Raw genomic sequence first — 24,704 nt, 5'->3', positions numbered from 1 at the left:
CAGAAGGCATCGTGCCACGAAGGTCCGCGAGCGTGCGAGTCGAACCTGTGGCGACGGCGATGGTGTACGCCTCCTCGGCGGCGGAAGTTGCAGCCTCCGGCTGCTCAGCAAGGATGTGTGCGCGGGCAAGGGAGCCGAGGTACTGCCCGCGGTCGCGGTGGTAGTCAGGTGGAAGGCTGTCGATAACATCGGTGAAGGCTTCCACCGCGTCACCCGCCCGCCCCAGTTCGAGCGCGCACTTGGCGTGTGCAATCTTCACGTACAGCGATGGTTCGCAGTACCGGTCTGCGGTGGGATCGCCGTCCATGATCTCGTCGCCGTACTGCTCCAGCAGCGCGGCGGCAGTGTCGAAGGTTCTATCGACCTCGCTCCCGTCGCCGGCGATCGCGTGGCCGTGCGCTTCGGTGACGGCAGCAATGATCCGAATCCGCCCAGTCTCCTCGGACTCGAACCTCTGGGCCGCCGACGCGAACCGCACGGCGAGCTGGCCGCTCCGAGCAGTCAGTGCAGCGGCAGCTTGCCGCATCAGTACGAACGATGTCATCCGTTCGTCCATGCCGCCTTGCGCCAGAGCGAGTGCGCGACTGGCCCACGTAGTTGCGCCTCGAAGGTCGCCGGCGTCGTGGTGCAGCCAGCCCGTGAACTCGGCATAGCCAGCGCCGACGCGCAGCAGCCGCTCGAGGACTGTGCCGCTTGCGTTCTGCTGCATCTGCTCGATTGTTTCCACATACGACGTCATCAGAGGCATGAGGGCGCGAGGGCCGAGAAGGTTGTCCGCCGTGTACTGGTTGTGGAGATTCTGCTCGAACCATGCAAGGGTCTCGGTCGTCGGAATGGTCAGAGCGCCGCGGTTGCCGTTCAGCGGGACAAGCAGGTCCGAAGCTCGGCCCAGGTCACCGGCAGACGGTCCGCGCTTGGCGGTCGAAGCGGCCCGCCGCGCTGCTGCCGGGCCAGGTGCAGCCACTGGCGCGTCGTGTTCCTGGAGCAACAACGCGAAGCGTGCCTGCTCGTCCTCGGTGGCGGTCTTCAGGATGTGGTCCAGGTCCCGCTGACTCGCCATGGTCAGTGGCATGTCGGGCTCGCGGTCCCACCTAGCAACACCGCGAGGCGACCCGCCGGTGCGGGCCGCCAGCTCCTCCATGGTCAACCGGAGCGCCAGCCGAAGGGCAGTTGCCTTCGCGCCGTTCCAGCTTGCGACCACTGTGACCATCGGCCTCCCCAGTAAGCGCCGCGCAGTCGAGTGCGGTTCAGTGCGGTCCAGTGCAGGTTACGTTCATGGTCCCACCTGTCACCAACAGTATTCACTGGTTCGCATGAACTCAGGAGCAACAGTGGGCACGGGGAACGACCTACGTCGTCGGCTTATCGGCAATGTCCAGGCGTCGCTCGACCGCCTCAAGCCGCCGGCGGAGATCGTCGAGCCCTTCTTGGAGCTCTCGAACGTTGAGCTGGGGTGGATGGTCACTGCTTGCCGCGACGAACACCCCGCGCCCCTGCTGGCTGTAAACGAGCCCGTCGGAGCGCAGCAGATCCACAGCCTTCTGCAGTGTCATCAACGCAACACCCCACTGACTCGCAAGCTCGCGACCCGACGGCAGCTTCGTGCCAGGGGCCAGCTCGCCGGTCTGTATCGCTCGCCGTAGGCCGTCCGCCACCTGGACGTACGGCGGGCGTGGGTCATCGGCATCAACCTGCATAACTCAACCTTAGTCGACCTAGCTACCTAGGTCATTCATCCCGCTACCCCTTGTACAACCAAGTGACCTAGGTTAACCTAGGTCAACCTAGTAAAATGCCGTTAAGGAGAGTCAACGTGAGCGAAACCAACGAGGTCGCAGCTCCGGAGCCGGCGAAGCCCTGGCTCGACGTGAGCGAGGCAGCCAAACATCTCGGCGTCTCGCCGATGTCGCTGTACCGCGCTGTCGCGGACGGCAGGTTCCCTGCCGTCAGGATCGGCACCCGCATCCGCATCCCGGCCGGAGCGCTCACCGCGATGGCGGACGTGGCGCTGCGGACCGGCTCGGTGATCGACATCGCCGACTGGCGCGAGGTGCTGATGACCGGATGAGCGACGAGGTGCAGACGAAGAACTTGGACCGGCCCCGTCAGGGCGCCAACCGATCCGGGGCCGGTTCTCCCATCACTCAGCAACGAGTTCGAGAGGTCTACAGCATGACTGACGTAGTACAGGGCGGTACGGAGTGGGTGCCGCGGTTCGGGAAGTTCGATGGGCTGCCGGCGGAGCACGCTGCGGTGATCCGCGGGTTGTTCGAGCTCGCCGCGTTCGTGGCTGACCACCCGGAGCTGCCCGCTCCGACGGTGCGCGCGGTGTTCTTCCCGCCGTACGGCGGTGATGAGGCAGCGCGATACGCCGCCAGGCGCAGCTTGGTGGACAGCCTTGCACTGGCCGTTGGTGCGCAGCCGCGGACGAGTGCCGGCGGGACGCACTACGACGTGAGCACGCAGATGGGTCCGGTCGAGGTCACCAGCTTCGCGATCACGCCGGAGCACATGGCGCAGCACGACGCCCTGATGTCGTACGCCGACAACGTGCAGCCCGGCAAGCCTTCAGTCGCAGCGGCGGGGGGCGCGCGATGAGCGAGCGCACGCAGATGGATCTGGCGTGGCGGATGCACGATGCGGCCGCGCAGGCGATCGACAAGGCTGACACGAAGGCGGGTTTCGCCGCGACGGTCGAGACTGCGCTTGCGGCGGTGGTGCTGACGCTGGTGTCGCAGTCGCACGGCGCGCCGCTGGTAGCCCGCGTTGCGTTCGGGGTGGCGCTGGTCGCGCTCGCGGGCGCGCTGGGTTCGGCGCTGCTGGTGGTCGTGCCACGGATGTACCGCCCGGCGGATGCGTTGGTGCCGGGGGAGTTCTTGTACTTCGGGGCGGTCCGTCGCCGATCGGTTGAGCAGCTCCTCGACCGCCACATCGACCCACAGCTCACCGGCGACAAGGTGGCCGGTCCGCTGGTGGCGGTGACGCATCACGCGAAGCGGCTGGCAGATATCGCGTGGACGAAGCATCAGTGGCTGCGGGTGTCGTTCGTCGCTGCGGTGGGTGGCGCGGTGTTCGCGGTGGCCGGCGTGCTGGTCGCTGCGGGTGTCGGGGGTGCGCGATGATGCGCCGCCCGACCCGGACTGAGGGTGCGATGGTCCCGCACTTCACTCTGGCCATGGTCGCGGTCACGGCGCTCGGCACCGGCGCGGTCATTTGGGGCAAGACGTCGGCCTTGACCGAGCTGGGCTACTGGACTGCCGGGACTGGCGTCGTCGGGCTGGTGACGGCCGGGCTGCTGTTTTGGCGGCTGATGCACGGCGCGCTGATCGCCGCCCCGTTGTGGGTGCTGCTGGCCGGAGCGGTCGAGCTGCGGCTCGGCGCGCCCGGTGACGCGGCCGGTTGGGTGATCGCGGGTGGTGTGCTGCTGCTGATCACGCTCGGGCTCGTGGCGGTGAACCGGCCGGTTGGCGGGGGTTTCGCGTTCGCGCTGTGGCTCGGCTTCGCCGGGTTCGTGCTGCACGCGCTGCCGGCCACTGTGCAGGCCTCGCAGCATTGGTGGCAACTGCTGGTCGCTGCTGGTGTGGTGCTGTTCGCGACGGCCGGGTTCACGCTGCGATCGCGGTCCAGCTCGCGCGGGCTGCTGCGCCGTCTCGGCCGCGCCGGCCGTGTGACTGACGGTCTGGCGTCGGGGTGGGACGTGCGGCGGGTGTCGTCGGCGCGGATGCTGCGCAAGAAGGCCAGGATCGTGCGCCCGTCGCTGGGAGAGGTTCCGGCGTGGAAGCGGCGGTTCGTGCCGCTGACGCAGATCGGCGCGACTGTCGCGACGGTTGGCTGGGTCAAGGTCCGGTCGTCTGCGGAGGACCACACGCTGACCGTCGCCGGTCCGCGGGCGGGCAAGACCGGGCTGATGATGAACCACCTGTTGGACGCGCCGGGTGCGGTGATCGCCACGTCCACGAAGACCGACATTCTCGACATTACCCGCGGCCAGCGGGGCAAGCGTGGCCCGGTGTGGGTGTTCGACCCCGACGGCCTGACCGACGACGGGTCCACGATCACGTTCGACCCGCTGACCGGCTGCACCGACCCGGGCGTGGCGATGGACCGCGCGTCGGACCTCCTTGACGGGGTCGGCTCGAAGTCCGACGACGCCGAGCACTGGCTGAACCTGGCCCGGCAGGCGCTGACCGCGCTGCTGCACGCAGCCGCCCTCGGCCCTTACACGATGGCCGATGTTCAGCGCTGGATCGCGCACCCCGACGACCAGGCCAAGTCCGACGCGCTGTGGGAGCTGCGGGTCGCGAACGCGACGGGGTTCGAGCAGCAGGCGATGCAGTTCTTCACCAACAACGAGCGGACCCGCTCCAGCATCTCCACCACGATCATGCCCGCGCTGAGCTGGCTGTCTGTCCCGACCGCTGCTGCTGCGGCAGCGCCGGGTGGCGTGCCGTTCGACGTGGAGCGGCTGCTGGCCGAGACCGGCACCGTGTACCTGCTGGGTGCGGAGGACAAGAAGACCGCACCGCTGGTCACGGCACTGACCGCGCACATCGCACGCCAGGCCAAGGCCCTCGCGGTCCGTACGCCGGGCCGCAGGTTGGACCCGCAGCTGACGATGGTGCTGGACGAGGCCGCGCTGATCTGCCTGATCCCGCTCGATCGGTGGACCGGTGACTTCGGGTCCCGCGGGATCACGCTGCACATCTCCGCCCAGTCGCGCGCGCAGCTGCGGGACCGGTTCGGCGAGGCCGCCACCGGCGCGCTGCTGACCAACGTGACCACGAAGGTCGTGCTGGCAGGGACGTCCGACGACGACGATCTGCAGTTCTGGTCCACGCTGTGCGGCGAACGATTGGAGCAGGTCGCGACCCGCGACCGCACCACCGGCGGGGTCTCGATCAGCGACCGCCGCGTCCCGGTCCTCACCCCGGGCCAGGTCGCGCAGCTGCGAACCGGGCAGGCGCTGATCATCACCCGCGGCATGCCGCCCGCGATCGGCCGAGTCCGCATGGCGTGGAACCGGCGCGACCTGCGCATGGAACGGTTCCACAACCGCCGCACCGTCCAGTGGACCAGCCGCCAGCTGACCGCGCTCGAGAACCGGATCGGCGGCCGACTGCTCACCGACAGCGCGTGGCTGCGCGACCAGCTGCTCAGCGGCCTCGACCGCATGACTGCCGCACGGCAGCGCCTGACCGCGCCCGTCGTACGACGGATCACCAGCGCCACGGCCGCGCGCCTGGATGCTGCGGTGTCGTGGTTGGAGGCCAACGACCCGGCCCGCGAGCTCGTCGCCCGGGTCCGGCTGGCCGGCGCGATGCGCAGCGCCCGTGCGGCGCTGGCAGCCCGCGCCGAAACTGCCCGGCTCGCCGCGCGACCGGGGGACCGTCCGCAGGCCCGGCCGCGCGAGCTGTCCGGCGGCGCTGCCCGATCCGACGAGGGGAGCCGGTCATGACGCCCCTGGTAACCGCGGACGTGGTGGTGATCTGTGGCTCCACCCGGTTCCGTGACGAGATCGCCGCCACGAACCGCGACCTGACCCTGGCCGGGCACATCGTGCTCGCCCCGGGCGTGTTCGCCCACACCGGCGACCTGATCACCGGTTGGCAGAAGCGGCAGCTGGACGCGCTGCACCTGGCCAAGATCGACCGCGCCGACTGGGTGTACGTGGTCAACCCCGGCGGCTACGTCGGCGAGTCCACCCGCCGCGAGATCGCCTACGCCGAGCAGGCCGGCAAGCCGATCCGCTACACCGAGGCGGTGGCGTTGTGACCGGCGGCGTGGAGTGGGTGCAGTTGTGGGACGGTCGGCGCTGGCCGGGCCGGGTCCGCAACGGCCTGCCCGAGTTCCGGTTCGGACAGGCACCGACCGGGCTATCGACTCGGCGGCAGTTGCGCGAGCGCGGCCTGTCCCGTGGCGGGCAGGAGCCGTTCGCGCGGCTGACGTGGAAACGGGACCAGCGGTTCGCGTGGCTGTACGTGGACGCCAACGCCAAGGCGAAGCGGACCCCGAGCGACAAGCAGCTCGCCGCCGTGAACAAGGCCTTGGCTGCGCGGAAGGTCTGCGCCGAGTGCGGCCCGGTCGAGCACTGCGTGCGCACCACCGACCAGCTGTGCGGCGACTGCCACGCCGCCGGTGTCACGCCCACCGACCAATCGCCGGCCGGAACCGGCGGGTGGCGCACTGTCCAGGCCTGGCAGGACGAAGCCGACGGCGACACCGACGACGAGCACGACGCCGGCACTGCCGAGCGACAGGACAAGGCCCGTGCCGCGGGTGACCGGGCCGCCGAGGCACTGGCCAGGACCGAGTCCCGGCTGGACGCCGCCCAGGTGGCGGCCACCTCGGAGCGGGACGAGCAGCTCGCCCGCTGGCATGCCGACGACGAGGCTGCGCGCCTCAGCGCGGAGCGGGCCGACAGCAACCAAACGGAGTGGGACGAGAGAGGAGTGGCCTGATGCAGCACGACGACGAGAAGGACCCCGGCACCGCCGCCCTCGCGGCCGTCGCCGGCCTGGCCCGCTCGGTCGAGGCCCTGACCCGCGACGTGGCCGCCATGAAGAAGGGTCTTCAACAGACCGCCTCCAAGACCGCCGTGACGCGGCTCAACGACACCGTTGCCTCGCTCGGCATCACGGTCGCCTCGTTCGAGGACCTCTTGACCCGGCTCGCTGCCGGTCCCGGCACCGGCCGCGGGAAGGCAACCGACGCCAGCTCGGTCGAGCCGGTGCGGTCGTGGCTGCGGCTGCCCGAGGACGACGAAGCCGCTGTGCAATCGGTGCTAAGCGAGCTGCTGCCATGGATGGAGGCCACGTACCTGCGGTACGCGACCGCACGGGAGACGCTGCCGCCGTGCTGGCTGTGGCACCCCGAGATCGTTGAGGAACTGCTGTGGCTGATGGACGCCTGGACGACCGCCTACGAAGGCGACGAGGCGTCGAACAAGCTCGTCGGCGACTGGCACGACCGCCAGCGCCCCGGCGTCACCCGCCGCATCGGCGAGTACGCCCCGGCCTGCGACGTGCTCGCCCACCGCGACACCGCCGGACAGCGCGCGATCACCGTCCCGCTCGCGGCCGACGCCGACCCCTTCGTCACCTGGTGGACCGCCGCCCGCGACGACAACGGCCCCGCACCGACAGCCGAGCAGATCAAGGCCGGTCGACGCGGTGACCGCAGCGGCTCACACGGCCTGGCCGCCGTACCGAACTCAACCGCTGGAGGCCAGCGATGACCACCCTGTCCATCAACCTGCTCGACAGGCTCGACCAGCTGGGCGCGATCACCTGGCCGATGATCGCCGCAGGCGTCGCTGGCGTGCTGCTGCTCGGCGCAATCCTCACCGGGCTGATCTTCACCGGACGGCGAGCGGTTCGCGGCGTCGCCGCCGCGGTCGAGGCCGGGCGGCTGACGACCAGGCGCGTGCTGATCGTCGTGGCGGTCGTCGCCGCGCTCGGCGTTGCCGCGATCGGCGGTGCCCGGTCGTTCGGCGCGGTGTCGACCAAGTTCGACAGCCCGTTGGTGCCGTTGGTTGCCGACGGCATGATCGTTGCCTGCACCGCGCTGCGGCTGGCCGCGTTGACGCGCGGGTGGCGGATTCCGGGCGCGCTGGTCACGACGTACGTGTTCATCGGCGGCACCGTGTGGCTGAACATCGACACCGCCCATGGCATTGCCGACGCTGTCGCGCACGCGCTCGCGCCGCTGGCCTACGCCGTACTGGTCGAGATGCTCGCGCACATGCTGCGGCTGCACCTGCGGCTCGCGCAGCCCGCGAAGCCGCGGCTGTCGGCGCTGACCTGGATCACCTCCCCGGTGATCACGACCCGCGTGTGGCTGCACCTGTCGCGGACCGGCGCTCAGCATGACGCGGACCCGGCCGCGGCGCGGGCGCTGGTCCAGCAGGTCGTCCGGATGGCGTCGCGGCTCGCGACGCTGTGCCCCAGCCACAAGCTGTGGCCCTTCGATGCGGCCAGGGCCGCCCGGACCGCGGCGTTGCAGACGATCCGCGACGGCCTGCTGTCGGCCGGCGAACTGGCCGCGCTGCTTCCGGCCACCGGACGGCTCACACCGGGTGAGCTGCTCGCGCTGGTTGACTCCGCCGCGCTCGGGCTGACCCGTGCGAGCACACCGGACGAAACCGCCGCGACCGCCGCGGCCGCCGCGACCGTCGAGCAAACCGACCTGGCTGTCCGTGCCGAGCAGCCGGGTGCACCGCTGTGGCTGCTCGCCTACCTGCTCGGTGCACTCCGCACCGGTGCACCAGCCAGCACGGCGCCCAGTGCACCGGTGCACCACCCGGCCCGCACCGCACCGACGACCCCGCCCGCACCGGTGCACGACAACACCCCTGGCGGTGCGCCCGCACCGGTGCACGAACCGCACCGCACCGCCAGCCGCACCGAGCCGACCCCCGGGCCGCACTCCCCGGCCAGCGACGAGCGCACCGACGACGAACTGCTCGCGGTGGTGCGCCACCACTCCGCGACCGAGCACAACGGCGGACCGATGAGCCAGCGTGCGATCCGCCGCGCCACCGGTGTCGGCACCGCCCGCGCCAGGCGCCTCGCCGAACTCGCCGGGTGGGCCGACCCCACTGGCTCCGGGACGGGCGACCGCGATCCCGCGACGCCGCAGATCCGCGGTCAGCTCCAACTCGTCACCGAGGCCGGTGAAACCGACCCCGACAAGATCACCGCCGACAACACCGACGGCAACCCTGACGCCGCCGACAACGCGATCACCACCGAGACCACCAGCAGCCGCGAACTCGAATCGAGCAGCAGCCGATGAACAAGCCCAAGAGCAACCGAGCTACCACCAGTCACCAAGCAACCAGCAGCGCAGCAACCATCACCCCAGAATCCGTCCGAGCAACAGCCAGCAGCAGAGACCACAGACCAAAGATTGATGATGCACACCCATGCATCACGATCAAATGGAGCCTTGACTCCGCTTCGCGTCGTCGTATCGGCCTGCCGCTGGCGCTGGCTGTCGCCGCCGCAGCGCTGAGCGCGACGGGCGCGCCGGGGGCTGGGGGTGCCTCGTGCTGAGCGTGCGCAGCGGTCACAGTGCCAGCTACTTGACCGGCTCGGTCGCGACCGGGCGGGAGAACTACTACACCGGCGCCGTGGCGGCCGGCGAGCCGCCTGGGCGGTGGTTCGGCAAGGGCGCGGAGGCGCTCGGGCTGTCCGGCGAGGTCGACAACCAGGACATGACCGCGCTGTATGAGCAGTTCATCGACCCGCGCGACGAGGCGTTCCGGGACCCGGCGCGGTGGGACGAGGCCGAGACCCTCGGTCACACCGGGCGCAACTACAAGTCCGAGGAACAGGTGTACGCCGATGCGCTGGCCAAGGAGCCCGGTGCATCGCCGGAGCGCCGCGCCGAACTGCGTGCACTGGCAGGTAAGGCGGTGCGCAAGAACGTGTCGTTCCACGACGCCACGTTCAGTCCGCAGAAGTCGGTGACGGTGCTGCACACCGCGTTCGAGGCGCAAGAGGTGCAGGCCCGCACCGAGGCGGAGCGGGCACGCGGTGCACTCGAAGCCGCACTGGCTGACGCCGAGCGCACCGGTGCACCGCTGGACCGGGAAGCGGTGCGCCACTACCGCGGTGCGGTGCAGCGCGCGGAGCGCGAAGCGGTGCAGTGGGGCAGGCACCGCAAGGCGGTCGAGGACGCGATCTGGGCCGGGAACGTGGCGGCGCTGAACTACCTGCAGGACAAGGCCGGTTACACCCGCGTCGGCCGCTTCGGCGGTGTCACGGGCCGGTGGGCCGACGCGCACGGCTGGACGGTCGCGTCGTTCTTCCAGCACGACAGCCGCGAGCACGACCCGCAGCTGCACATCCACAACGCGATCCTCAATCGCGTGCAGGGTCCGGACGGCAAGTGGCGCACCATCGACGGGCAGGCCCTGCACCGATGGAAACCAGCCGCGGGCGCGGTCGGCGAGCGAGTGATGGAACAGCACCTGATCAAGGCACTCGGCGTGCAGTTCAAGACCCGGCCCGACGGCAAGGCCCGCGAGATCGTCGGCATCGACCAGGCAGCGATGGACTTGTTCTCCTCGCGCCGCAAGGCGATCACGAAGAAGACCGCGCCGATGGTGGCCGCGTTCGAGGCCAAGATGGGCCGCGCGCCGAACAACCTGGAGATGGCCTACATCCAGCAGGAGGCGTCGCTGGCGACCCGCAAGTCCAAGTCGCACGACGGTGAGACCGTCGAGCAGCGCCTGGAGCGGTGGGACCGTCAGCTGCGCGCCGAGGTCCGCGGGGGACTCGGCAAGGTCGCCCGCGACGTGCTCGCGTTGCAGCAGCGCCAGTGGCTGCCCGGCCGCATCAACCAGGCCAAGGTCCTCGAGACGGCGCTGGCCGACGTGCAGGCCAAGCACGCGACGTGGCAGCGGGCGGACCTGACTCGTGCGATCAGCAACGCGCTGCCGGACAACCTCGGCAACATGAAGCAGGCGAAGATCGCGCGGCTGCTGGATGGGCTCACCGAGCGCGGCCTGAAGCTCGCGCAGCAGGTCGATGCGGACCGCCCTGGCCACAGCGCCGGCGAACTCTCGGACCTGCCGGACGAGCTGCGCCGTGGTGACGGGTCGTCGGCGTACTCGGCTCCGGGCGCGACCCGGTACGTGACCCCGGATCACGTCAAGGCCGAACGGCAGCTCGCCGCGTCCGGGTACGCCCGTGGCGCTGCCGCGATGAGCCCGCCGTGCGTGCAGGCGTTCGTGGAGCGCCTGACTGCCGACGGACTCCAGCTCGGCGCCGATCAGGAGGCCGCGGTGCGCGGCGTTCTCACCTCCGGCGCGAAGGTCGAGACGCTCGTCGGACCGGCCGGAACCGGCAAGTCCCGCGTTGTCGGGGCGCTGGCGAAGGCGTGGGAAGACCCGAGCCTGTGGGGCGGGCAGCAGCGACGACTGGTCGGGCTGGCCGCGTCCCAGGTCGCGACCGAGGTGCTCGCGGCCGACGGCGTCACCGCGAAGAACATCACCCGGTGGCTGATGACCCAGCAGCGCCTCGCCGACGGCTCGGCCGCCACCGAGGACCAGGCCTGGTCGCTGCGCGACGGCGATCTGGTGGTGGTGGACGAGTCCGCGATGGCCAACACCACCGACCTGGCCCAGATCCAGACCTACTGTGACGCCGCCGGCGCGAAGCTGCTGCTGGTTGGTGACCACCGTCAGCTCGCAGCGGTCGGCGCTGGCGGCGGCATGCGGCTGGTCACCGCGAACGCGCTCCACCACGAGCTGAGCGAAACCCGCCGCTTCACCGCAGGGTGGGAAGGCCCGGCGTCGCTGCGGCTGCGCGAGGGCGACGAGTCGGTGCTGGGCGACTACCACAAGCAGGGCCGCATCCTCAACGGCGGCCACCTCGAGGCCGCGCAACGGTCCGCGGCCGACGCGTGGTTGGCCGACCATCTCAACGGGCGTCATGCCCTGCTGATCGTGGACACCAACGCCCAGGCGGCCGAGCTGTCCGCGCAGTTGCGTGCGCGACTGGTCGGGTTCGGCCAGGTGGACGACGAGCGCACCGCCTGGCTGGCTTCGACCGGCAACCGGGTCGGTGCCGGCGACCTGATCCAGACCAGGCTCAACGCCTGGCACCTCAACGGCTACCGCGGCAACAAGCGGGCCGCGTTCAACCGCGACGAGTTCAAGGTGGTCGAGGTGCTGGACGACGGCGGCCTGCGGGTCGCGCCGCTTGTCCGCGGCACCCGCCAGCCGGTGGCCGACGAGACCATGATCCTGCCCGCCCAGTACGTCCAAGACTGGGTGGCGCTGGCCTACGCCGCCACCGTCCACTCCTCCCAAGGCCTGACCGTGGACACCAGTCACCTGGTCGCCACCCAGAACACCTCCGTGTACGCGCTGTACGTCGCGATGACCCGCGGGCGGGTCGCGAATACCGCGCACGTCGTAACCCAGTCACTCGCCAAGGAGGCCGAGTACGGCGAGACCAACGACGCCGCGAAACGGTCGGCGCTGTCGGTGCTGCGCGGCGCGTTCGACATGGACGACCCGCAGCTGTCGGCGTTGCAGACCGCCGCGGAGGACGCCGCCGAGGCCGATCGGCTCCGGACACCGGCGGAGCTGCTCGCCGACGGCATCGCGCTGGCCACCGCCGGCCGGACGGGCTGCTGGCTGGACGAACTCACCGCCGCCGGGGTGCTCACGCCCGACCAGCGCACCAAGCTGGCCGTCGAGGACGGCGCCGGAACCCTCCAGGCGCTGCTGCGCCGGGCCGAGCTGGCCGGGCACGACCCGCGCCAGGTCCTGGCCGACGCGATCCAGCAGCGGTCGCTGGACGACGCTCGCAAGCTCAGCTACGTCATCCAAGACCGGATCAAAAACACCACCGGCACACTCGATCCACTCGGCGACAGTTTCGCCGACCGGCTCCCGCAGATCGAGGACCCCAAGTGGTCGGCGTACCTGTCCAGCCTCGCCACTGAGGCCGACCGCCGCGCCGCTCAGCTCGGCGAACAGGTTGCCGCCGAACGGCCGCAGTGGGCGATTGAGGCCTTCGATCAGCCACCGACCGAGCCCGGCCGGGCTCGCGACGAGTGGATTCAAAAGGCCGGGACGGTGGCCGCGTACCGCGAAGTCATGGCCCACGAGGCCACCGACGACGCGCTCGGCAAGGCACCCAAGCCGGGTCAGGTCGAGCAATACGCCTCCTGGCGCGCCGCGTGGCGAGCACTCGGCAGACCGGAGGCTGACCGCGCGGAGACCGAGATGTCGAACGGCCAACTGCGGGTCCGGGTCCGCGCCTACGAACGCGAGAAGGCATGGGCACCGCCGTACGTCGCCGAGGAACTCGCCGGCACCCGCCAGGCCGCAGAACGGGAACGCCGCACCGCCGCACTCCGTGCCGCCGAAGCCGACGCCCACGACGCCATGCGTGAGCAGCTGCTCGCCGAAGCCGAGCAGGCCAAAGCGCTGGCCCAGGCGCTGGACGCTCGCGCCGCCGAGTTGCAGCTCGCCGACGACGCTCGCGCCGTCTGGTGGGCGCACACCGCCGAAACCCGCGCGAACGCCGAACGCGCCGAGGCCGAACTGGAGGAACGCGGCATCGACAACAGCGACGACGGACCCACCCCCGAGGAATGGCTCGACACCGCCGATGCCGGCCAGTCCGCCGCCGACGAGTTCGACGTGGTCGATGGGCGCGACCTGACCGAGGTCGCCGAGGCTCGCGCTCGGGACTTCGCGACCGCCGAGCCGGGCGACGAGTTCGTAGAGGCCGAACTCGTTGAGGACCAGCTGCCCAGCGAGGCCGCGCAACCAGACGTCGCTGACGACGAATACCTTGACGCGGAGATAGTGGCCGACGGCAACACTCCCGAAGCGGTCGCGGAGGTCGACAAAGCCGAGCCGCTCGAGGACCGGGCCGCGCAGGAGGACCTGGCACCGGCTGACATCCGCGAGGTGGCCGCCGATGAAGAACAGGTCGCGGAATCCGATGTGCCGCGGGTTCCGTCCGCGGACGAGACCGCCGAAGCGGTACGCCGGGCGCAGCGCGCGTTGATCGAGATTCAGCACCGCCACGAAGCCGAAGAACGCCACGCGGCCGCAGCCGACGACGCCGAGGCCCGCGCCGAAGAACTCGCCCGCTGGCACGCCGACGACACCCACGCCGACCACGCCACCACCGCACGGGTCAGCACCACCGAGCAGGGCAGTGATGACCACGGCCCGGTGCTGGAACTCGGCCGCTACGACGACTAAGAGCGCTGGCCAGGCTCTCCCGCCCCTGGCGGGCGGGAGAGCGACCCCGGCCTCCGGCCGGGCGAAAAGCCTTCTGTGGCTGGGTTTGGCGGGCGGTGCCAGACCGCCCCCTCCAAAGTCAAGGGGTTCTCGCCTGGAGGACGGCGGCGCTCGCTGCGCTCGCTTATTTCCTTGTCCACCAGCCGAGAACCCCTTGACTTCGGAGCCTCTAGCGGCCCGGCAGACGGCAGTAGCCGGCAGGCCCCAAAGGACGGGGCTGCCGTCACACAAGCCCACCAGCGGGAGGCGACAGATCCGATGAGGACCCGGCGAATCAAGAACGTATCGAGGACCGCGTGCCAGGCCTGGTGCACGCCGGCGCACAAGTGCGGGTCCCCGTACTGCTGCCCCGAGCTCTACACCGTCCCCAACCCGCGCAACAGCCTTATCCGCAAGGGAGACAAGCGATGACCAGCGCGACGACCACGCCCGCCGGCTCCCTGACGGCCGCCGATCTCGGCAGGCATATCCAGGTCGGGGTGACCCACGGGGTGCTCACCTCGGTCCGGCACTACTCCATCTCCTCCGGTCCCGCCGCCGGCATTCACGCGTCGTTGATCGTCCAGGTCGCGACCGCAGACCCGCGCGAGCCCAGCCACCGAGAGATCCGCGTTGAACCGACCGTGACGGTCGATCTCGGCCCCCAGGCAGTCGGACAGCGTCCGGAACTCGCGCAGCGCACGGGTGGCAAGCGATGAGCAAGGCCCGCGTCGCCACACATCGCCCGGCGCCGGTACGCCGACGTTTCCGTCACGACACCCTCGTCGCCGTTGACCTGTTCTCCGGGTTCGGTGGCCTGACGCAGGGCATCGAGCGGGCCGGGTTCGACGTGATCACCGCCGCGAACCACAACGCCTACAAGGTCGAGGTGCACGAGGCGAACCACCCCACCACCGAGCACTGGATCGCCGACCTGGCCAACCCCGACTCCGCCGACTACCACTCCGCCCGCGACCTTCCCCCAGGCGACTTGCTGGCGGCCGGAGTTTCCTGTGTCAACCACTCGCCGGCGAACACAATGAAGGCCTACGAGCAGGGCTTGACGCTCTTCGACCTGGACGACCCCGACTACGACGAACGAGTCACCCGCTCCGAGCGTGACCGGGCCACGGCCAACTGCGTGCTGCACTACGCCGCGCAGCACCACCCGCGGCTCATCCTCGTGGAGTGCACGACCCAGCTGCAGTCCTGGGGACATCTCGTGCCGGGGAAGCGGAAGGTCGGTGACGGGTCCACACACCGCTGGTGGCTCAAGCAGTTCGAGAACCTGGGCTACCGGCACAAGATCCTGTACCTGAACTCGATGTTCTTCGGGGTTGGGCAGTCCCGCGACCGCGGCTACTGGGTGTTCTGGGACAAGTCTCTGCCGGCACCGGACCTGGAGCACCGTCCGCCGGCCTGGTGCGACCACTGCTCGACCGTTGTCGAGGCGGTGTGGACCTGGCGCACCGGCATCCCCGCGACCGGAACGGTGTGCTACGGCAAGCAGTACGACTACCGGTGCCCGCGCTGTCGCAAGGCGGTCGTTCCGTCGTTCACGCCGTCGCTGGACGCGCTCGACCTGTCGAACCTCGGCACCCGCATCGGTGACCGGGACAAGCCGCTGGCAGCCACGACGATGGCCCGGGCGGAGCGGTGCCGGCAGCGGTTCGCCGAGTTCCCCGCCGTGCTGATGCCGGCCAAGGCGGTCCGGGGGTCCGAGCGGCACCCGTGGCAGCCGCTCTCGACCCAGACCAGCCAGCAGGAGACCGCAATCCTGTCCACCGGGCAGGTCACTGGCCAGGTGATGGTCGCGCATCGACACAACGGCGACGGTCAGCACATCACCCAGCCGATGGACACCGTCACCGCCACCCACGAGAAGGCCGTGCTGCTTGCCGTGGACAACTACCAGGGCGCCACCCGTGGCGCCGCCGAGCCGCTGCCGACACAGGTCGGGTCGCAGACCATGGGGCTAATCTCCACCGAACTGTCCACCGGCTTGCCCTGCGGGCTGTCTGGTGGTGTGGTGCCGTTCCGGAAGAACACGACCCCGACGGTGCACGCCGAGGCGATGCCGACCGTGACGGCCGAGCAGATCCCGGGGCTGTTGTTCTCCGGCTGGTACAAGCAGAACGGCTCGACCGGCACCGAAACCGCGCCACACCCGGTCCTTGACCCGTTCGGCACCCTCACCTCCCGCGACACCACCGCTGTCCTGGCCGCCGAATGGCGTACCGCGCTGACCGATCTGAAGCTCGAAGACTGCTACTTCCGCATGATGGCCGCCCACGAGATCGGCCGCGGCTGCGGCTTCGACGTCACCTTCGGCGACCACCAAGGCACCTACGTCGTATGGGGATCGGCCCGCGACCAGGTCGACGGATACGGCAACGCCGTCACCCCCGCTGTCGGCGAGTGGATCGGCGCCCGGCTGCGCGCCGTACTCCACCGCGAGAACCCCTACGAGGACGAGGCCTGACCGGGCCGCAGTCGGCCGGACCTCGTCGCAGGTCCGGCCCCTCGGCCGCCCGGCCATTGACACGTAACCGTCAACCCACGTCAGGAGATCCGCGATGAACTACCCAACCTGCAACAGCCGCAACACCAGACTCTCCGTGTTCCTGCTGACCCGCACCGACGAGGTCGACTACGAGGAGGCGGCGGCTCAGGTCGTGATCGCCGGCGACGCCGACCAGGCGCGGCGGATCGCGATGGAGAACTTGAGCAAGGACCAGCAGCTGTCGTGGCTGGACCCCCAGCGCTCCACCTGCGTCGAGATCGCCACCGACGTCCACGGCGAACCAGGCCACGTCCTGACCGCGCACTCCGCCTCCTGACCCAAGCCTCGGGAACAAGCCAACCCAGCAAGGAGAAACAGCCCATGACCGAGCCGACCAACCACCACGCCACCGGCATCGACCATCACGCCGACAGTGCCGAACCGGACGACTTCCAGGTGGCCGCGTCCGCGATCACCCGCGCGATCCGCGCGATCAACGCGGGACAGCGCGGCGGTGACGGTGCCGAGTTCGTCACGCATCTGCTCGCCACAGTCGCCGCGAACCTCGGCAGCAGCTACGCCCTCATCAAGGCCCGCCCCGGGTCGTGGGAAGCCGATCGGGTCTCGGCCTTGCTCGCATCAACCGTCGGCGAAGCCGACGAGTACCTAGTTGGTTACCGCAGCGACCCGGTCGAACTCGTGGTCAACAGCGTCGACGAACTGGACGAACTGGGCCTGTACGAGACCTACGAGGCCAGCACCAACCACATCGGCTCGGTGTTGTTCGGCGACCGCTGGACCCCGTCACGCGACCGGCTGACCCTTGATCAGCTGGAGCAGATCGAGGACATCGAGCAGGCCCTCGCCGACCTGGAAGACGCCGACCGCTCCGAATTCGAACGCCGTTTCACCGCCGCCGTCACCACCGAATTCGACCGCCGCCGCGCCACGGCCGACCGACACCTGCCCGCCCAGCTCACCGTCAACGTCCGATTCGTGAACCACCACGACAACCTCACCGACGGCTGGGAGCATGGCCTGGCCAGCCAACTCTACGTACACGCCCGTGGCGCCGTACTGCTGCCCGGCAGCGACACCACCCCCGACTGGTCGAAGCCCACGCCCGCACACGCTCTGCTGGACGCCGGCCACTGGCCCCACCTGCGCATCCGCGACCTCGCCCACTACGGCACACCCACCACCGCGACGGAAGAGAACTGACCATGTCACAGCGCATCTCCAACGGAACCGTCCTCACGACGTACGACGAACTGACCGAGCTGGTGTCGTGGGCAACGACCCCCGTGGTGATCGACAACGTCGGTACGCCCTGGATCGTGTTCGAGACCGAGGACGGCGACGACTGGGCGGTCACCGCGCCCTGCCCCGACGACAACATCAACGGCCGCACGGACTTCGACGGGCTCTACGAGCGCGGCCCGCTGCGCGTTGTGTTCAACGGCGACAACCGCCCCTCCGCCTGGCCCGCCATGAACCAGGAGGCGACCGCATGACGATCAAGGTCCGGCTGTCCGGAGAACCCGACGAGATCGCCCGACTGGTCGAGCACCTGCGAGACCAGTTCCAGGTCGCCGGCGCCGACCGCGCCTACCCTAACCGCGGATCGTTCGGCGTCCGGGTCTACCTCGAACTCCGCGACGCCGACCCGCACCAGACCACACAACCGGCTACGCAGCGAGTCCGCAGCGAACGAGTGCACCCCGACCGGAAAGGCCTCGAACCGTGACCAGCGACCGCCGGGCTCGGCCAGTCCCGGACACCGACCACCAGGCACTCAGCCGCGCGGCACACTGGCACGCCGACCACGGCTTGGCCGTCTTCCCGCTCGTCCCCGGACGCAAGGTCCCCGCAGTGCGCAAGGACTGGGAACACCAAGCAACCACCGATCACCTCACGATCGCCCGCACCTGGCGCAAAGCCCCGTACAACATCGGCGTCGCCGCCGGACCCTCAGGCCTGCTCGTCGTGGACCTGGACCAGCCCAAGACGCCACGTGACGAAGCACCCGAACAATGGCGCGAGCGCGGCGCGTCAAGCGGTGCCGACGTCCTCGCGCTCGTGGCCGCCGACCATGCCGCCTTGTTGCCGCCGACCTACACCGTGACCACCCCCTCGGGAGGACGACACCTGTACTACCGCCAGCCTGTTGCCGAGCAGCTCGGTAACAGCGCCGGGCGCATCGGATGGAAGATCGACACCCGCGGACACGGCGGCTACGTCGTCGGCGTCGGATCGATCACGCCCGACGGCCGCTACCTCGCCGACCGCAGCGAGTCACCCCGACCGCTGCCCAGATGGATCATCAACGCCCTCGACACGACCCAGCCTGCCGGCGTACAACCGCGGACCACGCCCGGCCTGAAGAACACGAGCGCGTACACCCTCGCGGCCCTCACCGGGGAACTCGAGAAGGTCCTCGCCGCCACACCCGGCCGCCGCAACGACACCCTCAACCGCGCCGCCTTCGCACTCGGTCAGCTCGTCGGCGCCCAGCTGCTCGACCAGCACATCGCTCGCGACGAACTCGTATCCGCCGCCGGCCGGATCGGCCTACCCCGGACCGAAGCCGACCGCACGATCACCTCCGGACTCACCGCCGGAGCACACCGCCCACGCCGACGGGCCACCTGACTGCTGGGTGGGAGGACCCCGGTGGGACGAGAGCGGGCCTCAGGAAGCCGAACGACGGCTCCTGAGGCCCGCTTCTCATGGGGGCCGGCAACCTGGTCAGCCCGCCTGCGCGTGCTCAATATCGATCGGCGGTACACCCGAACGACGCCACGCCCACGCCAAGGTCGCCATCGCACCCTCAGCCAGACCCGGGCGACCCGGCACCCCACCCCGAGCTACCGCACGCTCCGCAGCCTCAGCCTCCGCAGCGATCAGCTCCTCGTACGCCTTCGTCGAGCACCTGGTGATCGGAGCACGCGCCCGCTGCTTGACCGGGCCGGACGGGTAGTTGAATGTCGCGAAGGCACACGCCAACCAGCTGCACGTCATCTGCACGCCGGTCAGGTACCAGTCGCCCCGACCCTCTGCTGCCAGAGCATCGCCGCGACGCTCAGCCGCCAGCCACAACCGAGCAAACTCACGCACCGGCACGTGCAGATTCGTCCGCGGTATCCGCTCGAAATCCCGGGCAGTCAGCTCCATACCACAACACGATCCCACCCCCTGCCGACAGTTTCTACCCTCGCCGGATCGGAGTGGGGCACGGCGGAGGCCCGCGCAATCTACCTAAGTGGGGGGTGTCGGGCTGGGTACTGGATGCCAGGAGCAACGACTCGGACGGAGGAGGGAAGCACAGTGGCTGAGGCGAAGTCGAGCCGTCACAGCGGCGAGGAGTGGAGCGAGGACCAGACGCAGCAGTTGCGTGAACTGGCTGGAGCGAACACGCCTGTTGGCGTGATGAGCGTCAAGCTCGGCCGGTCCGAAGATTCGATCCGGTCCAAGGCGCAAGCCGAGGGAATAGCCCTCTCGCCACCGAACCGGTCACCGTATGGCGACATGAGCTGATAGTGAAGCGCATGCTGGTGCTGTGGGCGGGGTTTGGCAGTGCGGGAAGTGCGACGGGGCGAACGTTCCGGAGCACCACCGGTTCTGCCCACATCGTGACACCCGGCTCACGGTACGGCGAGTGATCATCGTGGTCTGGCCACCCTTCCGCCAGCGCGAGAACAGCCGAGACAATGACACCGGCCACACCACGCCGTGAGGCGCCACCTCCGCATGTCCCCGCTGACCTGGCCGGGCCAGTCGAGGTCGCCCTGGCGAAGTCGGCGAATGACATCCCAGGCCCACATGCCCTACCCGGCGGATCACGCTACGAAGTGAAATGGGATGGCTACCGCGTCGCGATCGTCCGCGACGGTGCCGGCGCGCGGCTATGGACCCGCAACCGCAACGACATCAGCGACCGCTTCCCTGACATCGTCACCGCCGCTACGCGGCAGCTGGCAGCTGGCATCGTTCTGGACGGCGAGCTCGTCGTCCTCGGCGCCGATGGTCGCCTCAGCTTCGATGCCCTCCAGCAGCGTCTCGTGACCAGCCCGGCAAAAGCCCGTAACCGGGCCGCTCAGGTGCCAGCCGCCTATGCGGCCTTCGATCTGCTCGCGATCGGGGGAGTCGATCTGCGCACCCAGCGCTGGACAGTCCGCAGGCAGCGACTCGAGCAGCTCGCTCGGTCGTGGGCGCCGCCTATGCAGTTGACGCCCGTCACCGCGGACCTTGACGAGGCACGCGAATGGTTCGAGGTACTGCCCGAGGCGATGGGTGTTGAGGGCCTCGTGGTCAAGGGCGCCGCCACTCGCTACACCCCTGGACGGAGGGACGCTTGGATTAAGGTCAAGCACCGCGAGACGCGCGAAGTCATCGTGGGCGGCGTACTCGGCTCGATCACCCACCCGGAAGTCGTGATCGCCGGCGCGTACGACGCCGATGGCGTGCTGACCGTGATCGGGCGCACCGTGCCACTGAAACCGGAACAGTCGGCCCAGCTCGCCTCTGTGCTGCGACCCGCCAAGCGCGGCCACCCTTGGCCCGACGAGATCAGCTCGCAGCGCTGGGGCGGGCGAGACAGCAAGAAGCCGCTCGTCAAGGTACAGCCGACCGTCGTCGCCGAGGTAAGTGCCGATGCCGCGACGCAGGCCGGCCAGGTCCGTCACGGCATGCGCTACGTCCGAGTACGGGCCGATCTACGCCCAGAGGATCTTCCGACCTTGGGCTGAAGACTGCTGGATCGGTCCGACTAGAACATCAGTTCGATTAATGTCATGATGAGGTCATGGTGGGACGCTTCCATGTCCGGCCCGGTGACAACGGGGACGGCGACGAATGGCTGGTGTGGGACAACGCCGTGAACGGCCACCGGGGGCGCTGCCCGAGCGAGGCCGAGGCGAACGCGCTCGCCGCGGATCTGGAGCTCCAGTACACGGTCCACGGCCCGCGCGATCCGGCGAACGTACGCCGAGTCGATCCGCCGATCTCGGTTGATGCCTGGCAGCAGCGCGCCGGCGAGTTGGACGCGTGGGTCAACGAGGGCGGCCGGTGGCTTGGCCGCGTCCGGCACGCCGACGGCAAGATCTCGTTCATCAACGGCGACGACATCCGGCCAACCTCGGCCATTGGTGGAACGGCGCCCGCGCCAGGGAAAGCCGGTAGCTGATGCCCGGCCCACAGCGCGAACCGACGATCACGCTCGTCGGTGGGCCGTGGGACCGGCAGGTGTACTACGCGTCCGACTGGGAAGACACCCGCCAAGCCGCCGAACGGATGGGGCGAACAGCTGACGAGTTCTGCGGCTGGCCCCTCGCCTACCGACCCGAGATGCCTGGCAGCAGCCGCTGGGTCTGGGCCGCCGGACAGGACTGGCCGGCGAAGCGACCAGCTGGCGAGAGGGATTGAGTGTCGCCAGTCCCGGGCCTGCCTGCCGACGGGGGCCTCGCGCCTCGACGCCATGCGGGCGGCGGCTCCACCCGCCGGTGGCTCCGGGCCGGGGACTGACGACATACTCCAAGCGTGCCAGGTGTCCAAGAGTTGCGTCGGCACTTATCCACAGGCGTGCAGTTCGACTCGAGCCTCAAGCACGACTCTCGGATCTGCTCCAGATCCGAGCGATTCGCGGACCTCGCGACCGAGGAGGTCTAGGTATCCAGGTCGGCCCTGAGGGAGGGGCGGATCTCGTCGGCTACCGTTCGATGTCGGTTGAGAAGAGGTCGGCGTCTTCGGGAGCGAGGCCCTCGCCCAGTGGGTCAGTGATGGGGATTGGCAGGGCGCGGCCTTCGTACCGCTCGCGTACCGCGACGTGATGGGCGACGGGAGTGACCGCGAGGACGCGCTCAATGATGCCGGCAAGAAACACGTCAGGCTGGAGGTCCTCGGGGACGGGTTCCGTCATCACCTCAACGCGGCGGTCCGCCGGTGCAACGGTGTCGTCCCAGTCAACGAGGCAGAGTCCGGTGGCGGTGTAGCCGAGACCGGGGACGTCGGACCTAAGTTTCCTCATCATGTCTTTCGTCCGCTCCCAGGTCTCCGGTTCCGTCGTGAGGATGGTCGCGCGTTGAACGAAGAAGAAGCCCACGGCGGCGAGCGGATAGCGGCTCGTGAGGTTCGCGGCGTCGCCGACGGCCTCCTCGAAGCGGTTCGGGAGATTCTTTGCGAAGGACGCTCCCTGGGCCTTCGTGGAGATGAGGACCTCCGGGCCGCGGTCCCATCGGGAGATGACCACGTCCACTTGCTTGTCGTAGGCGCGGCCCAGGACTACCGCGTCGTTAGGCGTGACAGCGGCAGCCTCCGCCGCACGTCGTCGGATTTCCTCTTGCAGGTTCAGTGGCTCGCCCTTGTTGGTTTGACGGGGCCAACCGGGTGGGTTCTTCGGCAATGAGTCGATCAAGAGTGCGACGTCGCGCGGAAGGACCCGCGGCTGGTCTGCGCGTGGCCAGACTTCTGCGTCCAGGAAGCCCGCCCGGCGCAACTCGTGGGAGAGCCAGAGGTCGATTCCCTTTGGGAAGACGCCGGACTGTGTGTTCTCGCCTGCGCCGGCAGCGACGGCCACGGAGAGCATGTCCTCCAGGAGGCCATAGTCGGGTTTGTACGTAGCGGACTGCCCTTTTTGATGGGTCCACGGATTCTGCTGCTGGGCGGATGCGAGGACTGCGTCGTAGACGGCCGCGCGGCTGTCCGAGCGGGGCATTCAGCTGCGCCCCTTTCCGCCACGTGCCAGACGTCGGGCCATGAGCGTCGCGTGTCCGTCGCGGAGTGCCTGGGCCTCCTCAGCGGAGATACCCAGCAGCGCGACCAGGAGGACGTCATCCATAAGCCGCACGGCCTCCAGAAGGCGGCCGTAGCGAAGGTGGGCCGCCACCTGCGGGCGGAGGACCGCGAGGTCCTTGCGGGCGGACTCCAGCAGCGCAGGGGACGGGACGGGAAGAACGTCGGCCTCGCGGGGTTCGATCTTCAGCATGCCGCCGCCGTAGGCCCGGCCGACGGTCTCCGCGCCGAGGAGCGTCATGGAGTTGAGCGCGGCGAGCGGGAGCAGGTCCATTCCCAGCGCGCGGCGGCCGGGCTTCAAGTAGACGCCGTGAACGGAGTTCAGGTGGTGCGCCTTCGCGCGGTTCGTGGACAGGCGCGGCGTGTCGGCGTTCATGTAGGTAAGGAAGAGGTCGGCAGGCCTCACAAGCGGGACGCGCCACCACGGGGAACGAACGCGGCACTTGTAGGCACGCTCAACGCCGATGGCCTCCCCGGCGGCGATGTAATCCTCTGCCGCAGCCGATGGCGCGCCGGCAGGCCGGAAGAGGTATGTGGGTGACCCAGCCGCCCCCATCTCCTGCCACGCGGAATCCGTGAAGGATAAGCCGCGGAGATGCCGAGATCCGGGCGGGGACAGGCGGATTAGATCGGACGGCGTCAGGCCGAGTTCGCGTACACGGCCCGGCGAGAGGGTGAAGTATCGGTTGTTCCCCGTGACCATGCCGAGCGTCGTGTCTCCCCAGCTCTCCAGGTTGGTGAAATGCTCGCCGTTCGCCAAGGAGGCGTAGGCGGCCAAGGCCTGGCTGGATAGGAGAGAGCCGGTCCACTTCGCCTCTGGGGACGCCGGCCTCCAAGTACGGGGCTGGTTGACGACCTCAGAGAGAGCGCCGCCGTTGCGCACCTGGTAGATGCGGCAGTGGTCCGTCGGGCCGTCGTCGTAGCCTTCGGCCATGAGGAGGACGGCGTCCACTTCGGCTTCTGGGAAGACCCGCTCCTCGAAGAGAACGAGGTCCACGCGAGCGAAGCGCTGCATGAGGAAGCGTCGAACCTCGGCAGCGTAGTTGACGGTCAGGAGTTCGGCAGGGAGAACAAGGCCGAGACGGCCGCCCTTCTTGAGGAAAAGCGCGGAGTGAACTGTGAACGCCGCCCATGAGGAGGCCAAGCCTGACATCGGGACGCCAGCTCGGAGAGCAGCCTCCCGCGATCGGGCACGGGCCTCGCCGGAGAAGTCCTGGTAACGGACGTAAGGCGGGTTTCCGATGACGACGTCGTAGGAGCCGGTCGGGTCGACGGTGAAGAAGTCTCCAACCTGGACGCGGGCGTCCACTCCGGCCTGCCGGAGGACCTTCCGGGCGGCACGAGCGGATGGCTCGTGGAGCTCGACGCCATCGAGGTGCGGCGTCACCGCGGCCTTGGAACTCTCATGGAGGGTTGCCAGGCGGTCAACCGCGGAGAGGAGGAAGGCGGCCTCCCCACAGGACGGCTCCAGGACCTTGTCCGTGACGTCGCGGACGGCCCACTCTGTCACGTAGCGGGCCAACGGCTCCGGTGTGAAGAAGGCGCCACGTGCCTTGCGGAGGACGGCAGTGTCAAGTGAGGCGGACAGGTCGGGCATGGCGTGAATTCTGCCGTACGGCACTCCCACAACCTGGGAGACGGGCCGAGCGTGACCCGCCC

General features: G+C 69.5%; 25 protein-coding genes. 20 read left to right on the top strand and 5 right to left on the bottom strand.

All coding sequences use genetic code 11. The annotated features are described in order from the left end of the window. The coding region (locus ACWF4Z_RS17820; RefSeq protein ID WP_452244146.1) for a hypothetical protein at nt 1-1,210 on the bottom strand (1,210 nt) is incomplete at its 3' end. 139 nt (nt 1,211-1,349) lie between these two features. After that, nucleotides 1,350-1,697: a GntR family transcriptional regulator gene (locus tag ACWF4Z_RS17815; protein WP_452244145.1), complete on the bottom strand. Its 348-nt coding sequence runs from the start codon at nt 1,695-1,697 to the stop codon at nt 1,350-1,352. 116 nt (nt 1,698-1,813) lie between these two features. On the opposite strand from ACWF4Z_RS17815, the gene ACWF4Z_RS17810 reads away from it, so the two are divergent. From ACWF4Z_RS17810 to ACWF4Z_RS17735, 16 genes are all read left to right on the top strand, one after another. Continuing rightward, on the top strand, nt 1,814-2,068 hold the full coding sequence (locus tag ACWF4Z_RS17810; RefSeq protein ID WP_452244144.1) for a helix-turn-helix domain-containing protein: 255 nt from the start codon (nt 1,814-1,816) through the stop codon (nt 2,066-2,068). Nucleotides 2,069-2,172: 104 nt separating this feature from the next. Beyond that, nucleotides 2,173-2,598 (top strand): hypothetical protein, encoded by a 426-nt coding sequence (locus tag ACWF4Z_RS17805; protein ID WP_452244143.1) that lies wholly within the window; start codon nt 2,173-2,175, stop codon nt 2,596-2,598. Then, nucleotides 2,595-3,122, top strand: coding sequence for a Pycsar system effector family protein (locus tag ACWF4Z_RS17800; protein ID WP_452244142.1), 528 nt, complete (start codon nt 2,595-2,597; stop codon nt 3,120-3,122). Before ACWF4Z_RS17805 ends, ACWF4Z_RS17800 begins: the two co-directional genes overlap by 4 nt. Further along, a complete protein-coding gene (locus ACWF4Z_RS17795; protein WP_452244141.1) occupies nt 3,119-5,455 on the top strand; it encodes a type IV secretory system conjugative DNA transfer family protein in 2,337 nt (778 codons plus the stop codon). Before ACWF4Z_RS17800 ends, ACWF4Z_RS17795 begins: the two co-directional genes overlap by 4 nt. After that, on the top strand, nt 5,452-5,772 hold the full coding sequence (locus ACWF4Z_RS17790; protein ID WP_452244140.1) for a hypothetical protein: 321 nt from the start codon (nt 5,452-5,454) through the stop codon (nt 5,770-5,772). Before ACWF4Z_RS17795 ends, ACWF4Z_RS17790 begins: the two co-directional genes overlap by 4 nt. Next, entirely contained in the window at nt 5,769-6,458 is a 690-nt protein-coding gene (locus tag ACWF4Z_RS17785) for an RRQRL motif-containing zinc-binding protein (protein WP_452244139.1), read from the top strand. Before ACWF4Z_RS17790 ends, ACWF4Z_RS17785 begins: the two co-directional genes overlap by 4 nt. Further along, nucleotides 6,458-7,234, top strand: coding sequence for a hypothetical protein (locus ACWF4Z_RS17780; protein WP_452244138.1), 777 nt, complete (start codon nt 6,458-6,460; stop codon nt 7,232-7,234). Before ACWF4Z_RS17785 ends, ACWF4Z_RS17780 begins: the two co-directional genes overlap by 1 nt. Next, nucleotides 7,231-8,793 carry a DUF2637 domain-containing protein gene (locus ACWF4Z_RS17775; RefSeq protein WP_452244137.1) on the top strand — a complete coding sequence of 521 codons (1,563 nt, stop codon included), beginning with the start codon at nt 7,231-7,233 and terminating at the stop codon, nt 8,791-8,793. Before ACWF4Z_RS17780 ends, ACWF4Z_RS17775 begins: the two co-directional genes overlap by 4 nt. Nucleotides 8,794-9,046: 253 nt before the next feature. Next, nucleotides 9,047-13,735 (top strand): MobF family relaxase, encoded by a 4,689-nt coding sequence (gene mobF / locus ACWF4Z_RS17770; RefSeq protein ID WP_452244136.1) that lies wholly within the window; start codon nt 9,047-9,049, stop codon nt 13,733-13,735. 446 nt (nt 13,736-14,181) lie between these two features. Further along, nucleotides 14,182-14,472, top strand: a complete 291-nt coding sequence (locus tag ACWF4Z_RS17765) for a hypothetical protein (protein ID WP_452244135.1) — start codon at nt 14,182-14,184, stop codon at nt 14,470-14,472. Further along, on the top strand, nt 14,469-16,235 hold the full coding sequence (locus ACWF4Z_RS17760; RefSeq protein ID WP_452244134.1) for a DNA cytosine methyltransferase: 1,767 nt from the start codon (nt 14,469-14,471) through the stop codon (nt 16,233-16,235). Before ACWF4Z_RS17765 ends, ACWF4Z_RS17760 begins: the two co-directional genes overlap by 4 nt. A gap of 94 nt (nt 16,236-16,329) precedes the next feature. Next, nucleotides 16,330-16,593, top strand: coding sequence for a hypothetical protein (locus ACWF4Z_RS17755; RefSeq protein WP_452244133.1), 264 nt, complete (start codon nt 16,330-16,332; stop codon nt 16,591-16,593). A 44-nt stretch (nt 16,594-16,637) separates the two neighbouring features. After that, nucleotides 16,638-17,477 carry a hypothetical protein gene (locus ACWF4Z_RS17750; RefSeq protein ID WP_452244132.1) on the top strand — a complete coding sequence of 280 codons (840 nt, stop codon included), beginning with the start codon at nt 16,638-16,640 and terminating at the stop codon, nt 17,475-17,477. A 2-nt stretch (nt 17,478-17,479) separates the two neighbouring features. Then, nucleotides 17,480-17,770, top strand: a complete 291-nt coding sequence (locus ACWF4Z_RS17745; RefSeq protein WP_452244131.1) for a hypothetical protein — start codon at nt 17,480-17,482, stop codon at nt 17,768-17,770. Beyond that, complete coding sequence (locus ACWF4Z_RS17740; RefSeq protein WP_452244130.1) at nt 17,767-18,003, top strand: hypothetical protein; 237 nt, start codon at nt 17,767-17,769, stop codon at nt 18,001-18,003. Before ACWF4Z_RS17745 ends, ACWF4Z_RS17740 begins: the two co-directional genes overlap by 4 nt. Then, nucleotides 18,000-18,908, top strand: a complete 909-nt coding sequence (locus ACWF4Z_RS17735) for a bifunctional DNA primase/polymerase (protein WP_452244129.1) — start codon at nt 18,000-18,002, stop codon at nt 18,906-18,908. Before ACWF4Z_RS17740 ends, ACWF4Z_RS17735 begins: the two co-directional genes overlap by 4 nt. Nucleotides 18,909-19,004: 96 nt before the next feature. On the opposite strand, the gene ACWF4Z_RS17730 is transcribed toward ACWF4Z_RS17735, so the two are convergent. Further along, nucleotides 19,005-19,430, bottom strand: a complete 426-nt coding sequence (locus ACWF4Z_RS17730; protein WP_452244128.1) for a hypothetical protein — start codon at nt 19,428-19,430, stop codon at nt 19,005-19,007. 153 nt (nt 19,431-19,583) lie between these two features. Here ACWF4Z_RS17730 and ACWF4Z_RS17725 point away from each other — a divergent pair, with 153 nt between their 5' ends. From ACWF4Z_RS17725 to ACWF4Z_RS17710, 4 genes are all read left to right on the top strand, one after another. After that, entirely contained in the window at nt 19,584-19,793 is a 210-nt protein-coding gene (locus ACWF4Z_RS17725; protein WP_452244127.1) for a hypothetical protein, read from the top strand. A gap of 173 nt (nt 19,794-19,966) precedes the next feature. After that, entirely contained in the window at nt 19,967-21,004 is a 1,038-nt protein-coding gene (locus ACWF4Z_RS17720; RefSeq protein WP_452244126.1) for an ATP-dependent DNA ligase, read from the top strand. A gap of 56 nt (nt 21,005-21,060) precedes the next feature. Continuing rightward, nucleotides 21,061-21,441 carry a hypothetical protein gene (locus ACWF4Z_RS17715; RefSeq protein WP_452244125.1) on the top strand — a complete coding sequence of 127 codons (381 nt, stop codon included), beginning with the start codon at nt 21,061-21,063 and terminating at the stop codon, nt 21,439-21,441. Continuing rightward, nucleotides 21,441-21,680, top strand: coding sequence for a hypothetical protein (locus tag ACWF4Z_RS17710; RefSeq protein ID WP_452244124.1), 240 nt, complete (start codon nt 21,441-21,443; stop codon nt 21,678-21,680). The genes ACWF4Z_RS17715 and ACWF4Z_RS17710 overlap by 1 nt, the downstream gene beginning before the upstream one ends. A gap of 283 nt (nt 21,681-21,963) precedes the next feature. Here ACWF4Z_RS17710 and ACWF4Z_RS17705 read toward each other — a convergent pair whose 3' ends face one another. After that, nucleotides 21,964-22,968 carry a hypothetical protein gene (locus ACWF4Z_RS17705; RefSeq protein WP_452244123.1) on the bottom strand — a complete coding sequence of 335 codons (1,005 nt, stop codon included), beginning with the start codon at nt 22,966-22,968 and terminating at the stop codon, nt 21,964-21,966. Beyond that, on the bottom strand, nt 22,969-24,642 hold the full coding sequence (locus ACWF4Z_RS17700) for an HsdM family class I SAM-dependent methyltransferase (RefSeq protein ID WP_452244122.1): 1,674 nt from the start codon (nt 24,640-24,642) through the stop codon (nt 22,969-22,971). Nucleotides 24,643-24,704 lie beyond the last annotated feature (62 nt).

The organism is Kribbella sp. NPDC055071 (assembly GCF_053608045.1).
Note: the sequence above shows the minus strand (reverse complement) of the source record. Positions and strands in the feature narration are given on the sequence as shown.